The 14622-nt window shown below is 67.1% G+C and carries 14 protein-coding genes; 5 read left to right on the plus strand and 9 right to left on the minus strand.

Features of this window, described 5'->3' with window-relative positions; translation table 11 throughout:
- Window positions 1-137: 137 nt before the first annotated feature.
- Window positions 138-1115 (minus strand): LacI family DNA-binding transcriptional regulator, encoded by a 978-nt coding sequence (locus GWK16_RS24520; RefSeq protein WP_170056611.1) that lies wholly within the window; start codon window positions 1113-1115, stop codon window positions 138-140.
- 149 nt (window positions 1116-1264) lie between these two features.
- On the opposite strand from GWK16_RS24520, the gene GWK16_RS24525 reads away from it, so the two are divergent.
- Window positions 1265-1942, plus strand: a complete 678-nt coding sequence (locus GWK16_RS24525; protein ID WP_170056612.1) for a DUF1028 domain-containing protein — start codon at window positions 1265-1267, stop codon at window positions 1940-1942.
- 20 nt (window positions 1943-1962) lie between these two features.
- The gene (locus tag GWK16_RS24530; RefSeq protein WP_170056613.1) at window positions 1963-2952 is read left to right on the plus strand and encodes a Bug family tripartite tricarboxylate transporter substrate binding protein; all 990 of its coding nucleotides are present in this window, start codon (window positions 1963-1965) and stop codon (window positions 2950-2952) included.
- A 424-nt stretch (window positions 2953-3376) separates the two neighbouring features.
- Here the strand turns inward: GWK16_RS24530 and GWK16_RS24535 are convergent, their stop codons facing one another.
- The 7 genes from GWK16_RS24535 to GWK16_RS24565 form a co-directional block, all read right to left on the minus strand.
- The gene (locus tag GWK16_RS24535) at window positions 3377-3721 is read right to left on the minus strand and encodes a DUF5681 domain-containing protein (protein ID WP_170056614.1); all 345 of its coding nucleotides are present in this window, start codon (window positions 3719-3721) and stop codon (window positions 3377-3379) included.
- Entirely contained in the window at window positions 3718-4215 is a 498-nt protein-coding gene (locus GWK16_RS24540) for a DUF5681 domain-containing protein (protein ID WP_170056615.1), read from the minus strand. The genes GWK16_RS24535 and GWK16_RS24540 overlap by 4 nt, the downstream gene beginning before the upstream one ends.
- Entirely contained in the window at window positions 4212-5570 is a 1359-nt protein-coding gene (locus GWK16_RS24545; protein ID WP_170056616.1) for a site-specific DNA-methyltransferase, read from the minus strand. The genes GWK16_RS24540 and GWK16_RS24545 overlap by 4 nt, the downstream gene beginning before the upstream one ends.
- A gap of 590 nt (window positions 5571-6160) precedes the next feature.
- The gene (locus GWK16_RS24550) at window positions 6161-7021 is read right to left on the minus strand and encodes an IclR family transcriptional regulator (protein ID WP_170056617.1); all 861 of its coding nucleotides are present in this window, start codon (window positions 7019-7021) and stop codon (window positions 6161-6163) included.
- 93 nt (window positions 7022-7114) lie between these two features.
- Window positions 7115-7924, minus strand: coding sequence for an enoyl-CoA hydratase-related protein (locus tag GWK16_RS24555; RefSeq protein ID WP_170056618.1), 810 nt, complete (start codon window positions 7922-7924; stop codon window positions 7115-7117).
- Window positions 7925-7948: 24 nt separating this feature from the next.
- Complete coding sequence (locus tag GWK16_RS24560) at window positions 7949-8935, minus strand: Bug family tripartite tricarboxylate transporter substrate binding protein (protein WP_170056619.1); 987 nt, start codon at window positions 8933-8935, stop codon at window positions 7949-7951.
- A gap of 67 nt (window positions 8936-9002) precedes the next feature.
- Window positions 9003-10178: an acyl-CoA dehydrogenase family protein gene (locus tag GWK16_RS24565; protein WP_170056620.1), complete on the minus strand. Its 1176-nt coding sequence runs from the start codon at window positions 10176-10178 to the stop codon at window positions 9003-9005.
- A 195-nt stretch (window positions 10179-10373) separates the two neighbouring features.
- Between GWK16_RS24565 and GWK16_RS24570 the strand changes: the two genes are divergently transcribed.
- On the plus strand, window positions 10374-11378 hold the full coding sequence (locus GWK16_RS24570; RefSeq protein WP_170056621.1) for an acyl-CoA dehydrogenase family protein: 1005 nt from the start codon (window positions 10374-10376) through the stop codon (window positions 11376-11378).
- A 28-nt stretch (window positions 11379-11406) separates the two neighbouring features.
- Window positions 11407-12642 (plus strand): acyl-CoA dehydrogenase family protein, encoded by a 1236-nt coding sequence (locus GWK16_RS24575; protein ID WP_170056622.1) that lies wholly within the window; start codon window positions 11407-11409, stop codon window positions 12640-12642.
- 2 nt (window positions 12643-12644) lie between these two features.
- On the opposite strand, the gene GWK16_RS24580 is transcribed toward GWK16_RS24575, so the two are convergent.
- Complete coding sequence (locus tag GWK16_RS24580; RefSeq protein WP_170056623.1) at window positions 12645-13430, minus strand: enoyl-CoA hydratase/isomerase family protein; 786 nt, start codon at window positions 13428-13430, stop codon at window positions 12645-12647.
- A gap of 64 nt (window positions 13431-13494) precedes the next feature.
- Here GWK16_RS24580 and GWK16_RS24585 point away from each other — a divergent pair, with 64 nt between their 5' ends.
- On the plus strand, window positions 13495-14610 hold the full coding sequence (locus tag GWK16_RS24585; RefSeq protein WP_170056624.1) for a Bug family tripartite tricarboxylate transporter substrate binding protein: 1116 nt from the start codon (window positions 13495-13497) through the stop codon (window positions 14608-14610).
- Window positions 14611-14622 lie beyond the last annotated feature (12 nt).

The raw sequence follows: 14622 nt of genomic DNA on the forward strand, positions 1-14622 counted from the left end.
CTGCTGGCCTCCTGCCCAGCCAGCAGCTTGAATCACATCAGACGCCCGTGCCGGAATCCCCCACGACTCAAAAAGATGCGATCATGCTCTAATGGCTGCACACGGCAAAGGCGACGGTCCTCGAAGCGAGGACCTGATCAGATGCTGCCGCGGATGATGACCTCGAAGCCGACGTCGATGCGTGGTGCGGGTATGCCGCCCTCGGCACGCTCGACGATCAGGTGTGCGGCGGCGCGCCCGATCTCGTAGCCGCGCGTACGCACCGTCGTCAGACCTGGTACGACTTCGGCGGCGATCTCGAAGTCGCCATACCCGGCAACGGCGAAATCCCGCGGCACGACAAGACCCTGGCGCTGGCATTCGAACAAGGCGCCGACAGCGAAGATGTCGGTCACGCAGAACAGCGCGTCCAGCCGGGGTTCCTGCGCGCGAAGCACCGCCATCGCGAGGCGTCCACCGGCAAAGCCGGCTGTCTCCTCGGCGTAGAACAGCAGATCGTCGCGCAGCCCAGCCTCGCGCAGCGCCGCCTGGAAGCCCCGCTGGCGCTCCAGGAAGCGGCTGCGCTCGGCCGGCGCGTAGCCCGCGAAGCCAATATGGCGGTAGCCGCGGGAGACCAGCAGACGTCCCATGGCCTGCGCCGCTTCGTTCAGGTCGAAGCCGACGGCCATGTCGAGGATGGGGCCGCTCAGGATCCAGGTCTCGACGAGCGGGACACCCGACTGCCGCAGCAGGCGGATGGTATCCGGATGGTGCTCGTTGCCGGTGAGGATGATGCCGTCCGGCCGCCGGCCGAGAACGGATTCGATGGCTTGGCGCTCGCGTTCCGCCGTGTCGGCCACGGCGAGCAGAAGCTGGTAGCCCTGCTCGGCAAGCTGGTCACTCAGGCCCTGGACGGTGCGTGCGAAGCTCGAATTGCGGATGGACGGCACCAGCGCGGCGACCATCCTGCTGCGCCCTGAGGCGAGGGTCCCCGCGACACCGTTGGGCACATAGCCCAGGCGGCGTGCTGCGGTGAGGATGCGCTCGCGCGTTTCCGGCTGAACGATTTCGGGACGCTTGAAGGCGTTGGAGACGCTCATGGGGGACACGCCGGCCTCGCGCGCGACGTCGCTCATGCGGATGGTGCGTCGGGTCTGGCCGGGGCCGTGGGTCATTGGCGGATGCGGTTAGCACGATGCGAAAGACGCGGGCAGGGCTCGCCTATCCCGCTTGATTGTGTCAATTGTAGCGCTACAATTACGCTGTATCCACCGAAGAGGGCGCAATGACCTTCTCCCTAGCAGCTCAGGATCCGGAATCGGGGATGTTCGGGATCGTCTCGGCCAGTTCCAGCATCGCCGTGGGCAACCGATGCCCCTGGGCGCGTGCCGGGGTGGGCGCCGTGCTGACGCAGCATCGAACCGATACGCGCGCCGGTCCGCTGGGTCTCGACTTCCTCGCCCGCGGCTATGGCGCTCAAGAGACGGTGAATCTCCTCGTCGCCGGCAGCGAGTATCCGGGGCAGCGGCAATTCGCCGCCCTGGACCGGGACGGGCGGACGGCCTTCTTCAACGGCCCGCAGATCGAATCGATCAATGCAGGCCATGTGGGCAATCGCTGCGTCTCGGTGGGGAACTTCCTCGCGACCGGCGACGTGCCGAAGGCCATGGTGGACGCCTATGAGGCCGCGCATGGCCAGACCTTCGCCGAACGCCTGCTCGCCGCGCTCGATGCCGGCATCGCGGAAGGCGGGGAAACCCAGCCGGTGATGGCTGCGTCGCTGCTCATCGTGGACCGCCATTCCTGGCCGCTCGTCGATCTGCGCGTCGATTTCGAGCCCGATCCCCACCACACGCTGCGCCGCCTGTGGCGGGCCTACGAGCCGCTCGTCGAGCGCTTCGTCACCCAGGTGCTGCGGCCCTTCGAACTCAAGCCGCTCATCAATTCCGCGCTGACGATCTGACAAGGATCACGGAGAAGCCGATGACATTCCCGATCGAGGCCAACCGCCGCCTGGCCCTAGCTGCGCTGCTCGCGCCGCTCGCCCCGGCGGCGCGCGCCCAGGCGCCCGCTTTCCCGACGCGTCCCATCACGCTGGTCGTCTCCTTCCCCGCCGGCGGCAGCAGCGACGTCACGGCGCGCCTCCTGGCCGAAGGCATGTCCCGCGATCTCGGTCAGCCCGTAGTGGTGGAGAACCGGCCCGGCGGCGCGACAGTGATTGGCGCCATGGCCGTCGCCCAGGCCGCAAAGGATGGATACACGCTGCTCTTCGCCTCGACCTCGGCGTTGACGACCAATCCGCACCTTTATCAGGACCTGCCCTACAAGGTGTCGGACTTCCAGCCGGTGTCGCTGGTCGCGGTGGCGCCGTGGATCATCGCGATCTCGCCGACGGTTCCCGCGCGCACCCTGCACGAATTCGTGGATTATGCGCGGCAGCGGCCGGGGCAGCTCAACTATCATTCCTACGGCCCCGGCACCGGCGCGCATCTGTTTGCCGCGATGGTGCTGGCGGCGACGGGCATCGAGGCCGAAGCGATCGTCTATCGCGGCGAGGCGCCGGCCCTGACTGCACTCAACACCGGCGAGATCCAGATGATGCCCGCCAATATCAGCGGCGCCCTGATCGAGCAGCACAAGGCCGGCCGCATCCGCATCGTCGCGGTCGCGGATACGGCGCGCAGCCCGGTGGCGCCAGACGTGCCGACTTTCGCCGAGCAGGGCTATCAGGGGCTCGACGCCAATTCCTGGTTCGGCGTCGCGGCGCCGTCCGGCACGCCCGCCGCCGTCGTGGCCCGGCTGCAGCGCGCCGTGGCCGCGGCGCTGGCCATGCCGGACATCCGCAGTCGCATCGAGGCGACTGGATTCACCGCGCGATCCTCAACGCCGGAGGCGCTCGCACAGATGATCGACGAGCATTCGCGGCTGTGGGGCGGCGTGATTGGGCGGCTCGGGATTCGGCTGCAACTCTGATCGACGGCGGGTGACGGCATCGCGCTGGCGTTCTGCTGCCCGATGTCGACCTGCTGCTCGATCATCCCGCGACGGGGGAGACCGCCTGGGTGCAGGTCAAGACCGGCACGCCGCCAAGCGACCTCGATGACTATCTCGACCGCTACAGTCGGGATGGTAGCTGCGACCGGTTCTTCTTTGTCTGCCATAGCCCGGCTGGCGCACTGCGAGCGCCTGCCAGAGAGGCCGCGGCGGCATCTGTGGACCGGCACCGCCCTCGCCAACGCCGCCATCAAGGGCGGGCTGTTCGGCTGGCTGATGGACCGCACCCGGTAGGCCGCTGCTGCGGGCATGGAGGGCGGGGCGCCGGATGTGGCGGCCTCGCCTCCGATCGCCTGGCCGGGCCGCCTCAGGGTTGCCGGGACGCCGGCTGGATCCTGGCCTATCAGTCGGTTCCCCGCCAAAGCTTGTCCTGGTACGCCTTCACGTCTGCCAGCCATTCCTCTTTCGTGCCGGGATAGCCGTGCATGACCAGATAGCCCCCGCCATCGCTGACGGGCTGGTAGCGTTCCCGGAACTGGTCGAGCAGCCTGACCGCGGCCAGATCGCCGGACATGGCGTTTCGCATCAAGATCCGCAGCAGCAGATCCACCGTCGTCGGGCGAAGCCGCCGGTCAGCTTCAACGACGGGGTGCCGCTCCTGCGCGATGCGCTGCAGGATGGTCTTGCCGTTCTCCGCCCCCTTCGGCCGGCCGCCCCGCCGGGCGGGATCTGCGTTGCGCGCCCTCATCGGCCGAACCAGCGCATGTCGTATTCGCGCTCCCTCTCGTCGCGGGTCCTTTCATACTCGGGCCGAAACCGTGCGATCTGCCGCTTGGTCCAGGGTGGCCGCCCGTAGTTTTCCAACAAGGTGCCCGCCAGCCTTGGGGGAAGATCATCGGGCAGGTTGACCACGCCGCCCTGCTGAACCTTCGGGAGCTCGATGATGTCGTGCTTCTCGAACGCCTTCAGCATATGGGCGATCGAGCGCGTATCGCCCCTCAAGGCCTTCGCGAGGATCCGGCGGTAGGTGACCTCGAGACGTGACATCATCTGCGGACCGCAGTCGCGCGTCACGGCGACCGGCGCATAGAGCAGCGCCTCCATATCGACCTTCACGGTGCCGCTCTGCTTGGGGCGGCCGCGGGGATTGCCGGATTGGCCGGGTTTGAAGCGCGTATGGCGCGGCGGCCGGCCGTAGCCGACCGCCTCGTCCTCCGCCGGGGTGGTGGGGGCCTTGCTCATGCCGCCACGCCCTCGGCCGCCACGGCCTGCGCTGGGGCCGTCAGGGCCTCCGCCTGCCGTACGGCGCTGACCGCCGCGAAGGTTTGGCCGGTGCCCTCCAGCACCGCCTCCGCGGCGCAGGCGTCCTGCACGCGGCGCAGGATGACATCGCAATAGAGGGGATCGAGCTCGATGCCGTAGCCGCGCCGGCCGGTCTGTGCCGCCGCCACCAGCGTGGTGCCGGACCCGGCGAAGGCGTCGAGCACAATGCCCTTGCGATGCGAGCAATCGCGGATGGCGTCCGCGACCATGGCCACAGGTTTGACAGTGGGGTGCAAGGCGAGATCGTCGCGCTGGCCGCCGAAGCTGTTCACCCCGGCATAGGACCAGACATTGGTGCGGTAGCGGCCGTGTTTGCCGAGTTCGACATTGTTGATGTGCGGTGCCTTGCCGGCCTTGAACACGAAGACCAGCTCATGCTGGGAGCGGTACAGCGATCCCATGCCGCCATTGGTCTTGGTCCAGACGCACAGATTCTTGAGCTCGGTATACGCGGCCCGGCCGGCGGTCATGATCTCGCCGATGTGGCGCCAATCCATGCACTGGAAGTGCAGGGCGCCATCCTTGCTGAACGCGGCGAGGTGGCGGAACACGGTGGTGAGGAAGTCGGTAAAGGCGGCCTCCGTCATCTCTCCGGCGGCCATGGCGAATTTGCGATGCTTGACCCCGCCGAGGCCGCAGACATGGCCATCGATCGGCACGTCATAGGGCGGGTCGGTGAAGACCATCTGCGCGCGGCGCGTGCCGAGCAGGCGCTGGTAGGTTTCGGCGATAGTGGCATCGCCACAAATTAGGCGGTGCGGGCCGATGGTCCACACATCGCCGGACTGGGTGATGGCGGGGCCTGCTGGCATGGCAAGGACCGCGTCGGCCGGATCGGGCTTGCCGGTGTCGGGAACCAGCGACAGCTCCCCGATCAGGACATCGATCTCAGGCAGGCTGAAGCCGGTGAGCGTGACGTCGAGATCGATGTCGAGGTCGGTGAGGTACTGCAGCTCGAGACCGAGCAGGTGCCGATCCCAGCCGGCCTGCTCGGCGAGGCGGTTGTCGGCGATGACATAGGCGCGGATCTCGGCCTCGCTCATCGCGGCGAGGCGGATGGTCGGCACGGTGGTCCGGCCGAGCTTGCGGGCGGCCGCCACACGGCCGTGGCCAGCGATGATGCCATTGGCCTCATCGACCAGGATCGGATTGGTGAAGCCGAAGCGCTGGATGGAGGCGGCGATCTGGGCGATCTGCGCCTTGGAGTGGGTGCGGGGGTTGGTGGTGCGCGGGGTCAGCGCGTCCACCGGTTGGTCGGTGATGGTGAGGGGCATGGGACAGCTCTCAAGGGGCGGAGCTGGCACGAACATGTGGGCGCAGCTCCGGATGTGGATCCGAGAACCACGCTGTCCCCCATGGGATTGCGATGGACCTTCTCGAGCGGGGCCGAACCCATGTCCGGCGGTCCGCCCCTACAGCAGCGTCGCGATGCAGCCCATGCTGCGCGCGCTCAGTCCGCCTCAGGCAGGGCAGATATAGGGGCACCTCGATAACGGATTCAAGGCGCCGGAAGGGAGTGAATTACGCAGCATTCCGAATGGCATCGAGCAGCTTCGCGCAACACGTGCCGAAGCGAACCCATCTAGCCCGTCTATGGCCGTGGCATCCGGGTCTTCGTCAGCAGGATGCGCACGCACATCCGAGGCACGATCCTTCCGCCGAGGGCCGGATCGAGCGCAGCACCGTACTTCGAACTTGACCTCGCTCGCGGGCGCGGCACGACGCGGGCCAGTACAGTCGCCGGCTCGAGCGCTGCGGCTTGACCTGCCAGCGCAGCTCCACTGCGTGAGTTGCGCCGTCGCGGCGACGATCCGTGCCTTGCCGGCGTACGGCAACATCCAACGCCTACCAGGAGCCGAGAGCTTCATGGCGACGGCCACGGCAGGAACGGTGAGAGCCGCTGGAGGTCCGATGCTGCTCGATGGAGCGATGGCAACAGGCGATCCGTCGCGCCTGTCCGAGTTCCACTGGCCGGTCGAAGGATCTTCAGCGCCGCTACGGCTTTTCCCTCGCTGTCGTGCACTGCAACGCCGAGATGGACGAAGCGCGGCGTTCCGCTCGCCGTGACTGCATAGCCCATTTGCCTGGTGCGCTCGACCGCAACGCGCACCTCGTTCGGTCCGGTAAAGTACCGCCGGTAGGCATCGGTGTTGGCTGCCAGGATCTGCTCCACCTCAGCGTCTGGCATTTCCGAGAGAATGGCCTGCCCTCCTGCAGCGACACCGATCGGTCGGCGGACGCCCACACCACCAACCCAGCGAGGGGCCGCCGCCTCGCCACCGCGACGTCGCATCGCCTCACTGGCAGACGGTCGCACTTGATACGACGCGGGCACTGCACGTTGAACGCAGACCACCTCAAGGCCGCTCGGGACCAACAGGTGGGTCGGGTGTCCTGTGCGTTGCGCGAGGTCCTCCAACACAGGCGCACAGAGGTCGGCGGGATCGGGTCGGACCGCTGCCGCCAGACCGAGTTCGTAGGCCAGCGGTCCAATCCGGTACTCATGCGAGGCGGTATGGGTCACCAGCCCCTCAGCCTGGAGGGACTTCAGGATGCGATGGGCGGTCGGCGCCGCCAGCCCGGACCAGGCAACCAGGTCCGAAATGCGGGCCCCGCGCGCCCCGCGGGTGGCGATCAGGCGCAGCAGGTCGACGGCACGGCCGATGCTTTGAACGGTATCCCGCGCATGGGGGCGGCCGCCCCTCGAGGCGGCAGTGGCCGACATTGGTTGTCCCTCCCGCCACGTTCCGTGGCTCCGCGAGGCCTTGGTGCCTTGGCGGTTCGCAGCATCGTGCCAGCCAATGGCCGGTCGCGGTAGTCAGCTTGGGCTCGTACCAGCCCGATCGCCACTGAAGTCGGGCTCCTTGCGCTCGAGCATCGCCTTGACGCCAGCCCGGTGGTCGGCGCCGAGGAAAGTCAGAGTTTCCAGGCCGAGCTGGGCGTCGACGAGCGGCCGCAATGCCTGTTGCACCAGGAGGTTGATGGCGCGCTTGGTGCTGCGAATGGCCGCTTGCGAGCCGTTCAGCATCCGCTCCGCGAAGCCGAAGGCTGTGGCATCGAGTTCGTCGGCAGGAACGGCGCGGTTGATCAGGCCCATGGCGGCCGCGTCCTTTGCCGCAATCGCATCGCCCGTGAGGAGGAACTCCTTGGCACGCGGGAAGCCGATGCTCATCGGCCAGACCAGGGCGCCGCCATCGCCTGCGGCCAGACCGATCCGAACGTGCGGGTCCGCTATGCGCGCCGTCTCGACCGCGACAATGAAGTCGCAGAGCAGGGCGAGCGTGCAGCCAAGCCCGATCGCCGGTCCGTTGACGCGCGCGATGACAGGCTTGTCGAGGTCGATCATGCCAAGCACGATCTCCCGCGCTTCCCTCATGGCGGCCACCCAAAGTTCGGGCTGGTCCAGCCTCGTCCTCATCTCGTTCAGGTCGCCGCCAGCGCAGAAGCTGTCGCCGGCGCCGGTCAGCATCACCACGTCAGTCTCGGGATCCCTCGCGATGTCGCGAAAGACCATGGACAATTCCCGGTGCATCGCCGCGTTGCTCGCGTTCCGGGGGGGGCGGTCCATCGTGAGCGTGAGCAGGCGCCCCTTCCGCTCGATCCGCAGCGCCGAATAGGTCTCGTACATGCCCCGTCTTCGCCTCCTGCCGTGCTAATCTAGCGCGACGCGGCCGCGCAGGCGGCTGTAGAGCTCGACCTCGCGCGACACTGATGCGATGAACGCGTCGCGCGTGACCGGCGTCGGCTCGATCCCGACAGCGGCCAGGCGCTGGCGCACCGCCGGATCACCGAGGCCGGCATTGATGGCCGCGTGGAGCTTCTCCACGATCGGTGCCGGAAGATCTGCCGGGCCGTGGATCCCGAACCATGCGTAGACGGACAGATCCACCCCGCCTTCACGCAGGGTCGGAACGGCTGGGAAGCTCGCTTGGCGGGCATCACTGGTGATCGCGAGCAGCCGCAGGCGATCGTCGGCGGCGAAGGGCGCGACCTCCGAGAGGAATGCCGAAACCATCTGCAGCTGCCCGGCGAGGAGAGCCGTCACCGCTGGCCCGCCCCCGCGGAAGGGAATGTGCGCCAGCTCGGCCCCCGTGATCTGGCGCAGCAGTTCCATCACGAGGTGCGGGGTCGTGCCGATCCCTGCCGTCCCGTAGCTGATCGTGCCCGGCTGGGCACGAGCCGCGGCAATCAGATCCCCAACGGTCCGCAACGGCGATTGCGGCGATACTGCGAGGGCGAAAGGTCCCCGGCCGACCATGCCAACGGGGGTGAAGGAGCGGACGGTCTCCATCGAAAGGAGCGCCTCGCGCAGCGTCGGCAGGATCGAGAAGGTGGACGGTGTGCTCAGCACCAGCGTGTAGCCGTCGGGGCGGCTCTCCAGCGCGGCGCGCGTACCGATCACCCCGCCACCACCGGCGCGATTGTCCACGATGGCCTGAACGTTCAGCTGCCGGCCGATGATCTCTGCGACCAGGCGCCCGACCGCGTCCGCCGAGCCGCCGGCGGGGAAGGGAACGATGATGCGGATAGGGCGGTTCGGGTAATCCTGCGCCTGCGCGCGCATGACGAAGGCGGTCATGCCGGTGGCAGCCAGGAAGGACCGCCTGGCGAGCCTGGCACGGAAGCCGGGTGTGAACATCGACATCTCCTCATGCCTTGGCCTCGTTATCGATAGGCGGATTGCTCATCCGCCCATGGGCCATCTGTTAGCCGGCGCCGACGCGGGGCAGTCCGAGCACGCGCTCGCCGATGATGTTGCGCCGGATCTCCGACGTGCCGCCGGCGATGGTCTCGTGGAAGACATGGAGAAAAGCGCCAACCAGATCCTCTGAGGCGCCACCACGCATCAGGCCCTGGGGGCCGAGAACCCGCATGGCCATCCGATGTACGCGCTGCGACAGCTCTCCGTAGTACAGGGCGACGATTGCGCCCTCGGGACCCGGGACTGCCTCGCGCTGACAGCGGGAGATCTGGGCATAGGTCATGGATCGCAGCGCCGCGACTTCGGCCTTCAGTTCAGCCAGGTCGCCGGCGACCTCGTCGTCTCCGAGGAGTGCCGTGCCCCCCCGTCCTGGTAGTTCCCGTGCCAGCGAGATCAGTTCCTCGATCGCGCGCGCGAGATCCAACTGCTTCGCGACATAGCCGGTGCCGCGTTCAAACGAGAGTGTGGACATGGCAACCCGCCAGCCCTCATTGAGTGCGCCAACCACGTTCGCGAGCGGGATGCGGACGTTGTCGTAGAACACCTCGCAGAAATGGTGGTGACCGGCCAGAGTGCGGATCGGCCGCACGGTGATGCCCGGCGCGGTCATATCGCAGATCACCCAGGTCAGCCCCCGGTGCTTCGGGGCAGCCGGGTCGGTGCGCACCAGCAGTTCCTGCCAGCGCGCGAGATGCGCATGGCTCGTCCAGACCTTCTGCCCGTTGACGACAAGATCGTCGCCGTCGACCTCCGCTCGGGTTCGCAGGCTGGCCAGATCCGAGCCGCTCCCGGGTTCCGAGAATCCCTGGCACCAGACGACCTCGCCGCGCAGGATCTGCGGCAGGTGGAAAGCCTTCTGCGCTTCGCTGCCACGAGCGATCAGCGTTGGACCACCGTGATTCAAGGCGACGGTCAGGCACCCCTGCAGCGGCGCATTGGCGCGCGCGCATTCCTCGTACCAGATCAGTTGCTCGACCAGCGACGCCCCGCATCCCCCATGCTCCTTTGGCCAAGCCAGCCCGGCCCAACCGCCGTCATACTGCCGCCGCTGCCAGTCGAGGTCGAACGCGCGCATCGGTAGACCGTCGGTCGGCCGCGTTTCCTTGGGTCGATTGGCGAAAAGCCATTCCCTCACCTCGTCGCGGAAGGCGTTCTCAGCTGCGCTGAATCGGAGGTCCATGGCGCCCGTTCGATGTGTCGTCGCCGCGCGAGGCGCACGCCGTGCGCAGCGGTGTCGCGCATCTTCCGCCGCGTTCCACTCGGCACGGAAGACCAAAGGCAAAGAAATTCCACGATGCGGAAAAACCGAGCGATCCCTCGGCGTGACCGTCGGGTCGATCCCTATACTGGCGGCGTCGAGACGAGAGCGAGCGATATGGTCGATCTTCTCCCTGATCCCGAACAACGCCAGATCGAGGAGAGCTTCGCCGCCTTCATCGCCACGGAGTTTCCCATCGACCGCCTGCGCGGCGGCGAGGAGCGCAACCGGGATGGCGATCAGTGGCAGCGCATCGCAGACCTTGGATGGCTTGGTCTCGGCATTCCCGAAGGGGCGGGCGGCGTAGGTCTCAGTCTCGCCGAGGAGACGCTGCTGTTCCGGGCCTGCGGCCGCGCCTTGGTCACGCCATCGCTGCTCGCCTCGGTACTGGCCGCCCATATGGCTCGTGAGCTCGAAGACCATGGCCTGCTCAATGGCCTGCTCCGCGGCGAACGGCGGGCCGCCTTCGCCCTGCCGTTGCCTGCCTCTCGGCCACCGAAGCTGCTGTTGCTGGATGCACAGCCCGAAGACCTTCTCCTGCTGCTCACGCCATTCGGCGTCAGGCTGATCGAACCGTCCGAACTCGGTGCGCCGGAGGATGTCGATCCCTTCGATGGGACACTGACGCTTGCGCAGGTCGATGCCCCGCGAGCGGATCCGGCGACCACGCGGACAGCATCAGTCCAACGCCGCGCCGACCTCCTGCTCGCCGCGCTGCAGGTTGGCGCCGCGGAGGCGGCGCGCGACATGGCTGTCGCCTACGCCAAGGACCGCGAACAATTCGGTCAGCCCATCGGCGCCTTCCAAGCCGTGAAGCACCACTGTGCCGACATGGCCGTTCGCTGCGAGGCCGCTGGCGCTCAGCTCGCCTTCGCCACATGCGCCGAGCGGGACAGCATTGGCGAGGCCGAGGGGCCGGCGCAGACCCTCCTGATCGCCCGCGACGCCGCACTGCGGAACGCTGCTGTCAACATCCAGGTCCACGGCGGCCTGGGCTTCACCGCGGAATGCCATGCGCAGCTCTACATGAAGCGCGCCCAGGTCCTCGCACAGCTGGGCAGCGACGCGAGACGGGCCCTGATCGCCGCGCTGCGCGACGCGAATGCGAGCCGCGTTGCCTGAGATCCCATAGTCCCCGGAGCAGCTGACCATGCCTGCCATTGCCTATGAGTATCCGGAGGAAATCTCTGCGCTCCGCGAGGCCGTCACCGGCTTCATCCGTGCGGAGGTCATCCCGCGGCACGAGCGGAACCGCTCGCTGTTTGAGGATCCGCACCTCGCCTACGACCATCGCGGCCTCCACACGCCGGCGATGCGGCAGTTGTTGCTGGAGGTGCGGGCCAGGGCGGCCGAGGCGGGCTTCTACGCCCTGGCGACGCCGGAGGATCTGGGCGGGGCCGGCATGGGTCTCACCGCATACTTCGCCGCGTTCGAGCGGATCTTCCACGAATGCGGCTACCGCTACACGCTCGGACACCAGATCGTCAGTCATTGGGCCAAGGGGCCGAGCCCGCTCCTCCACAAGATGACGGCTCGTATGCGCGAGGGGATTCTGCCTGGCCTGATGTCAGGGCGCACCACGATCTGCTTCGCGCTCTCGGAGCCCGGTGCGGGCTCCGATGCCGCGATGATCAAGACTCGGGCGGTGCGCGACGGCAATGGCTGGCGGATCTCGGGGACCAAGATCTGGACGACCAACAGCCCGTATGCGGACTACGTCTGCGTCTTCGCGGTCACCGATCCCGAACGGGCGGCCGTTCGGAAGGGCGGCATCAGCTGCTTCCTGGTTCCCACGAACAGTCCGGGCTTCAGCGTCGGGCGGGTCATCATGATGTTCGGCCAGTCACATGGCGACGAAGCCGTTCTCACCTTCGACGAGGTGGAGGTCGGTGAGCATCAGCTCATCGGCGATCTCGACCAGGGATTCAAGGCGGCGATGCTCGGGGTGGGGCTGGGGCGCGTGTTCAACATCGCCCGCGCCGTTGGCACCGCGCGTTGGGCCCTCGAGCTCGCCCTGGAGCATGCCAAGGTGCGCGAGACGTTCGGTCGGAAGCTTTCGGATCGCCAGGGGATCATGTTTCCTCTCGCCGAGTCAGCGATGCAGATCCATGCAGCTCATCTGATGGCGCTGAACGTCGTGCAACTGTTGGATAGGGGCCTGCGTGCGCACAAGGAACTGTCGATGGCCAAGGCCTATTGCTGCAAGATCGCGATGCAGGCGGTGGACCGGGCCATGCAGACGCACGGCGCCATGGGTCTGACCAACGAGATGAGTCTCTCCGAGGCCTACATCGCCATGCGCAAGATCAACATCGCCGACGGCACCGCCGAAATCATGCACCATGTAGTCGCCAAGGAACTGCTGGGCGGCGATACCGACCTCTAGCCCTAGCGTAGGCGCCACGTCGCCTTTGGGGCGCTCCATCGATCGACCTCGGCTCGGCCGATGGGATTGCCGAGCTGGGTGTACTTCAGAGCATTGGTCATGGCCGCATGGCGGGGCATGTCGAGCGCCTCCCAGATCGCGCGCACGCTGCCTTGGATCGCCGCGGCAGGCTTCGCCGCAATGGCTGAGGCGATCTCGTGTGCCCGCTTCCACAACTCCTCGCGCGTCGGGGTGACCTCGGTGACCAGACTGATGCGCAGGGCCGTCTGTGCCGACATTCGCTCATCGTTCCCCAGCAAGGTCATTCGGATGACCTCTCCCAGCGGCATGCGAGCCAGGGCGCCGATGGGCTCGCACGCCGCGACCATGCCGAAGGTGACGTGCGGGTCGAAGAATTGGGCGTCCTCGGAGCAGAGAATGATGTCAGCCTCGTTCAACCAGTAGAAGGCGCCCCCGGCGACCATGCCGTGCGTGGCGAGGATAACTGGCTTCCAGACGTGATTACTCTTGGGCCCGAGGACCTCGCCGGGGTCCGTGGCGTCCCAAGGGCCGTCCTCCGGACGCGTCCATCCCCCTTCCTTGACATCGACCCCCGTGCAGAAGGCAGGGCAGTCCGATGCCCGCAGTACGACGGCGCGGACGCCATGGTCCGCCTTGACGGTAGCCCAGACATCGCGGAACTCCGCCCCCATCATTCTGTTGAAGGCATTCAGCCGGTCCGGACGATTGAGCGTGATCGTCGCGACGCCGTCGTTGCCCACGTCGTACAGAATGGTCTCATAGGACATCGGCCTCGCTCCCTACGGCATGAGCTGAGGGGGATCATAGGGTGCGAAGGCGCTTGAGACCGGCTTGGACGTCAAGGAATTCCGCATTGCGGAAATGCTTTGGATTTCGGCTTTCCGCGGAAACGTTGGCTTGGACATCATCCCACAGTGGCGTCCTGCCAGCCGCGTTTACATCGAAGGACGCGGGCGGATGGGGAGAAATCAGATGCGCCGAGCCATCCTGGCTGTTTCAGCCGCTGCTGCAGCACGCTGGACTTTAGGTAATGCGCAAGCACAGTCGCGATATCCCGACCGGCCTGTTCGAATCATCGTCGGCTATCCGCCCGGCGGAGGTGCTGACTTCCTGGCACGCGTTGCCGCCCAGGGTCTTTCGCAGCGCCTTGGACAGAGCTTCGTCGTCGACAACCGCGCCGGCGCCTCGGGGAACATCGGCGCGACGACGGCTGCGCGGGCGGAGCCGGACGGCTACACCCTGCTCATGGGGCAGATCGGCAGCAATGCCCTCAGTAATGCGCTGTATGTGAACCCCGGATTCAATGCGGCTACGGACTTCAAGGCCATCTCCCTCGTCGCCGAGTTGCCGAACGTCGTCCTGGTTCCGAACCGCTCTCCTGTACGGTCCTTTGCTGAGCTCATCAGCTACGCCCGAGCCAATCCGGGGCGGCTGACGTACGGATCAGCAGGTACGGCGAGCACGATCTTCATGTTCATGGAGCTTCTGAAGGCACGCTACCGGCTCGACATAACTCACGTGCAGTACCGCGGCAGCGCTCCCATGCAGACGGCGCTCATCGCCGGCGAAGTGGACATGACCAACGACAACATCACGACGGCGATGCCGCAGGTCCAGGCGGGTACCGTACGAGCACTCGCGGTGACCAGCGCGCGCCGCTCCGAGGCCTTGCCGGACGTTCCATCGGTGGTCGAGGCCGGCTTCCCGGACCTGGTGGTCACCTCTTGGTTTGGGTTGGTCGCTCCGACCCGGACCCCGGCAGCGATCATTGAGACAGTCAGCCGCGGTGTTCAGCAGACGCTCAGGGATCCGGAGATCATCGCCCGACTGAGACAGCTAGGTGCGGTCGCGGTCGGCAGCACTCCTGAGGAATACGAGGCGCTGATGGCGCGCGAGCGCACGCGATGGGCAGAGGTCATTCGCGTCGCCGGTGTTCGGCCCGAGTGAGCCGCTACGCGG

This window comes from Neoroseomonas marina, from assembly GCF_012927745.1.
Lineage (GTDB): Bacteria > Pseudomonadota > Alphaproteobacteria > Acetobacterales > Acetobacteraceae > Neoroseomonas > Neoroseomonas marina.

Bases quoted from the DNA above. Each gene is read 5' to 3' on its own strand.
- GWK16_RS24570 (WP_170056621.1), top strand. From the start codon at position 10,374: ATGGTCGATCTTCTCCCTGATCCCGAACAACGCCAGATCGAGGAGAGC.
- GWK16_RS24535 (WP_170056614.1), bottom strand. From the start codon at position 3,721: ATGAGGGCGCGCAACGCAGATCCCGCCCGGCGGGGCGGCCGGCCGAAG.
- GWK16_RS24555 (WP_170056618.1), bottom strand. From the start codon at position 7,924: ATGTACGAGACCTATTCGGCGCTGCGGATCGAGCGGAAGGGGCGCCTG.
- GWK16_RS24540 (WP_170056615.1), bottom strand. From the start codon at position 4,215: ATGAGCAAGGCCCCCACCACCCCGGCGGAGGACGAGGCGGTCGGCTAC.
- GWK16_RS24525 (WP_170056612.1), top strand. From the start codon at position 1,265: ATGACCTTCTCCCTAGCAGCTCAGGATCCGGAATCGGGGATGTTCGGG.
- GWK16_RS24545 (WP_170056616.1), bottom strand. From the start codon at position 5,570: ATGCCCCTCACCATCACCGACCAACCGGTGGACGCGCTGACCCCGCGC.
- GWK16_RS24560 (WP_170056619.1), bottom strand. From the start codon at position 8,935: ATGTTCACACCCGGCTTCCGTGCCAGGCTCGCCAGGCGGTCCTTCCTG.
- GWK16_RS24580 (WP_170056623.1), bottom strand. From the start codon at position 13,430: ATGTCCTATGAGACCATTCTGTACGACGTGGGCAACGACGGCGTCGCG.
- GWK16_RS24565 (WP_170056620.1), bottom strand. From the start codon at position 10,178: ATGGACCTCCGATTCAGCGCAGCTGAGAACGCCTTCCGCGACGAGGTG.
- GWK16_RS24550 (WP_170056617.1), bottom strand. From the start codon at position 7,021: ATGTCGGCCACTGCCGCCTCGAGGGGCGGCCGCCCCCATGCGCGGGAT.
- GWK16_RS24530 (WP_170056613.1), top strand. From the start codon at position 1,963: ATGACATTCCCGATCGAGGCCAACCGCCGCCTGGCCCTAGCTGCGCTG.
- GWK16_RS24520 (WP_170056611.1), bottom strand. From the start codon at position 1,115: ATGAGCGACGTCGCGCGCGAGGCCGGCGTGTCCCCCATGAGCGTCTCC.
- GWK16_RS24575 (WP_170056622.1), top strand. From the start codon at position 11,407: ATGCCTGCCATTGCCTATGAGTATCCGGAGGAAATCTCTGCGCTCCGC.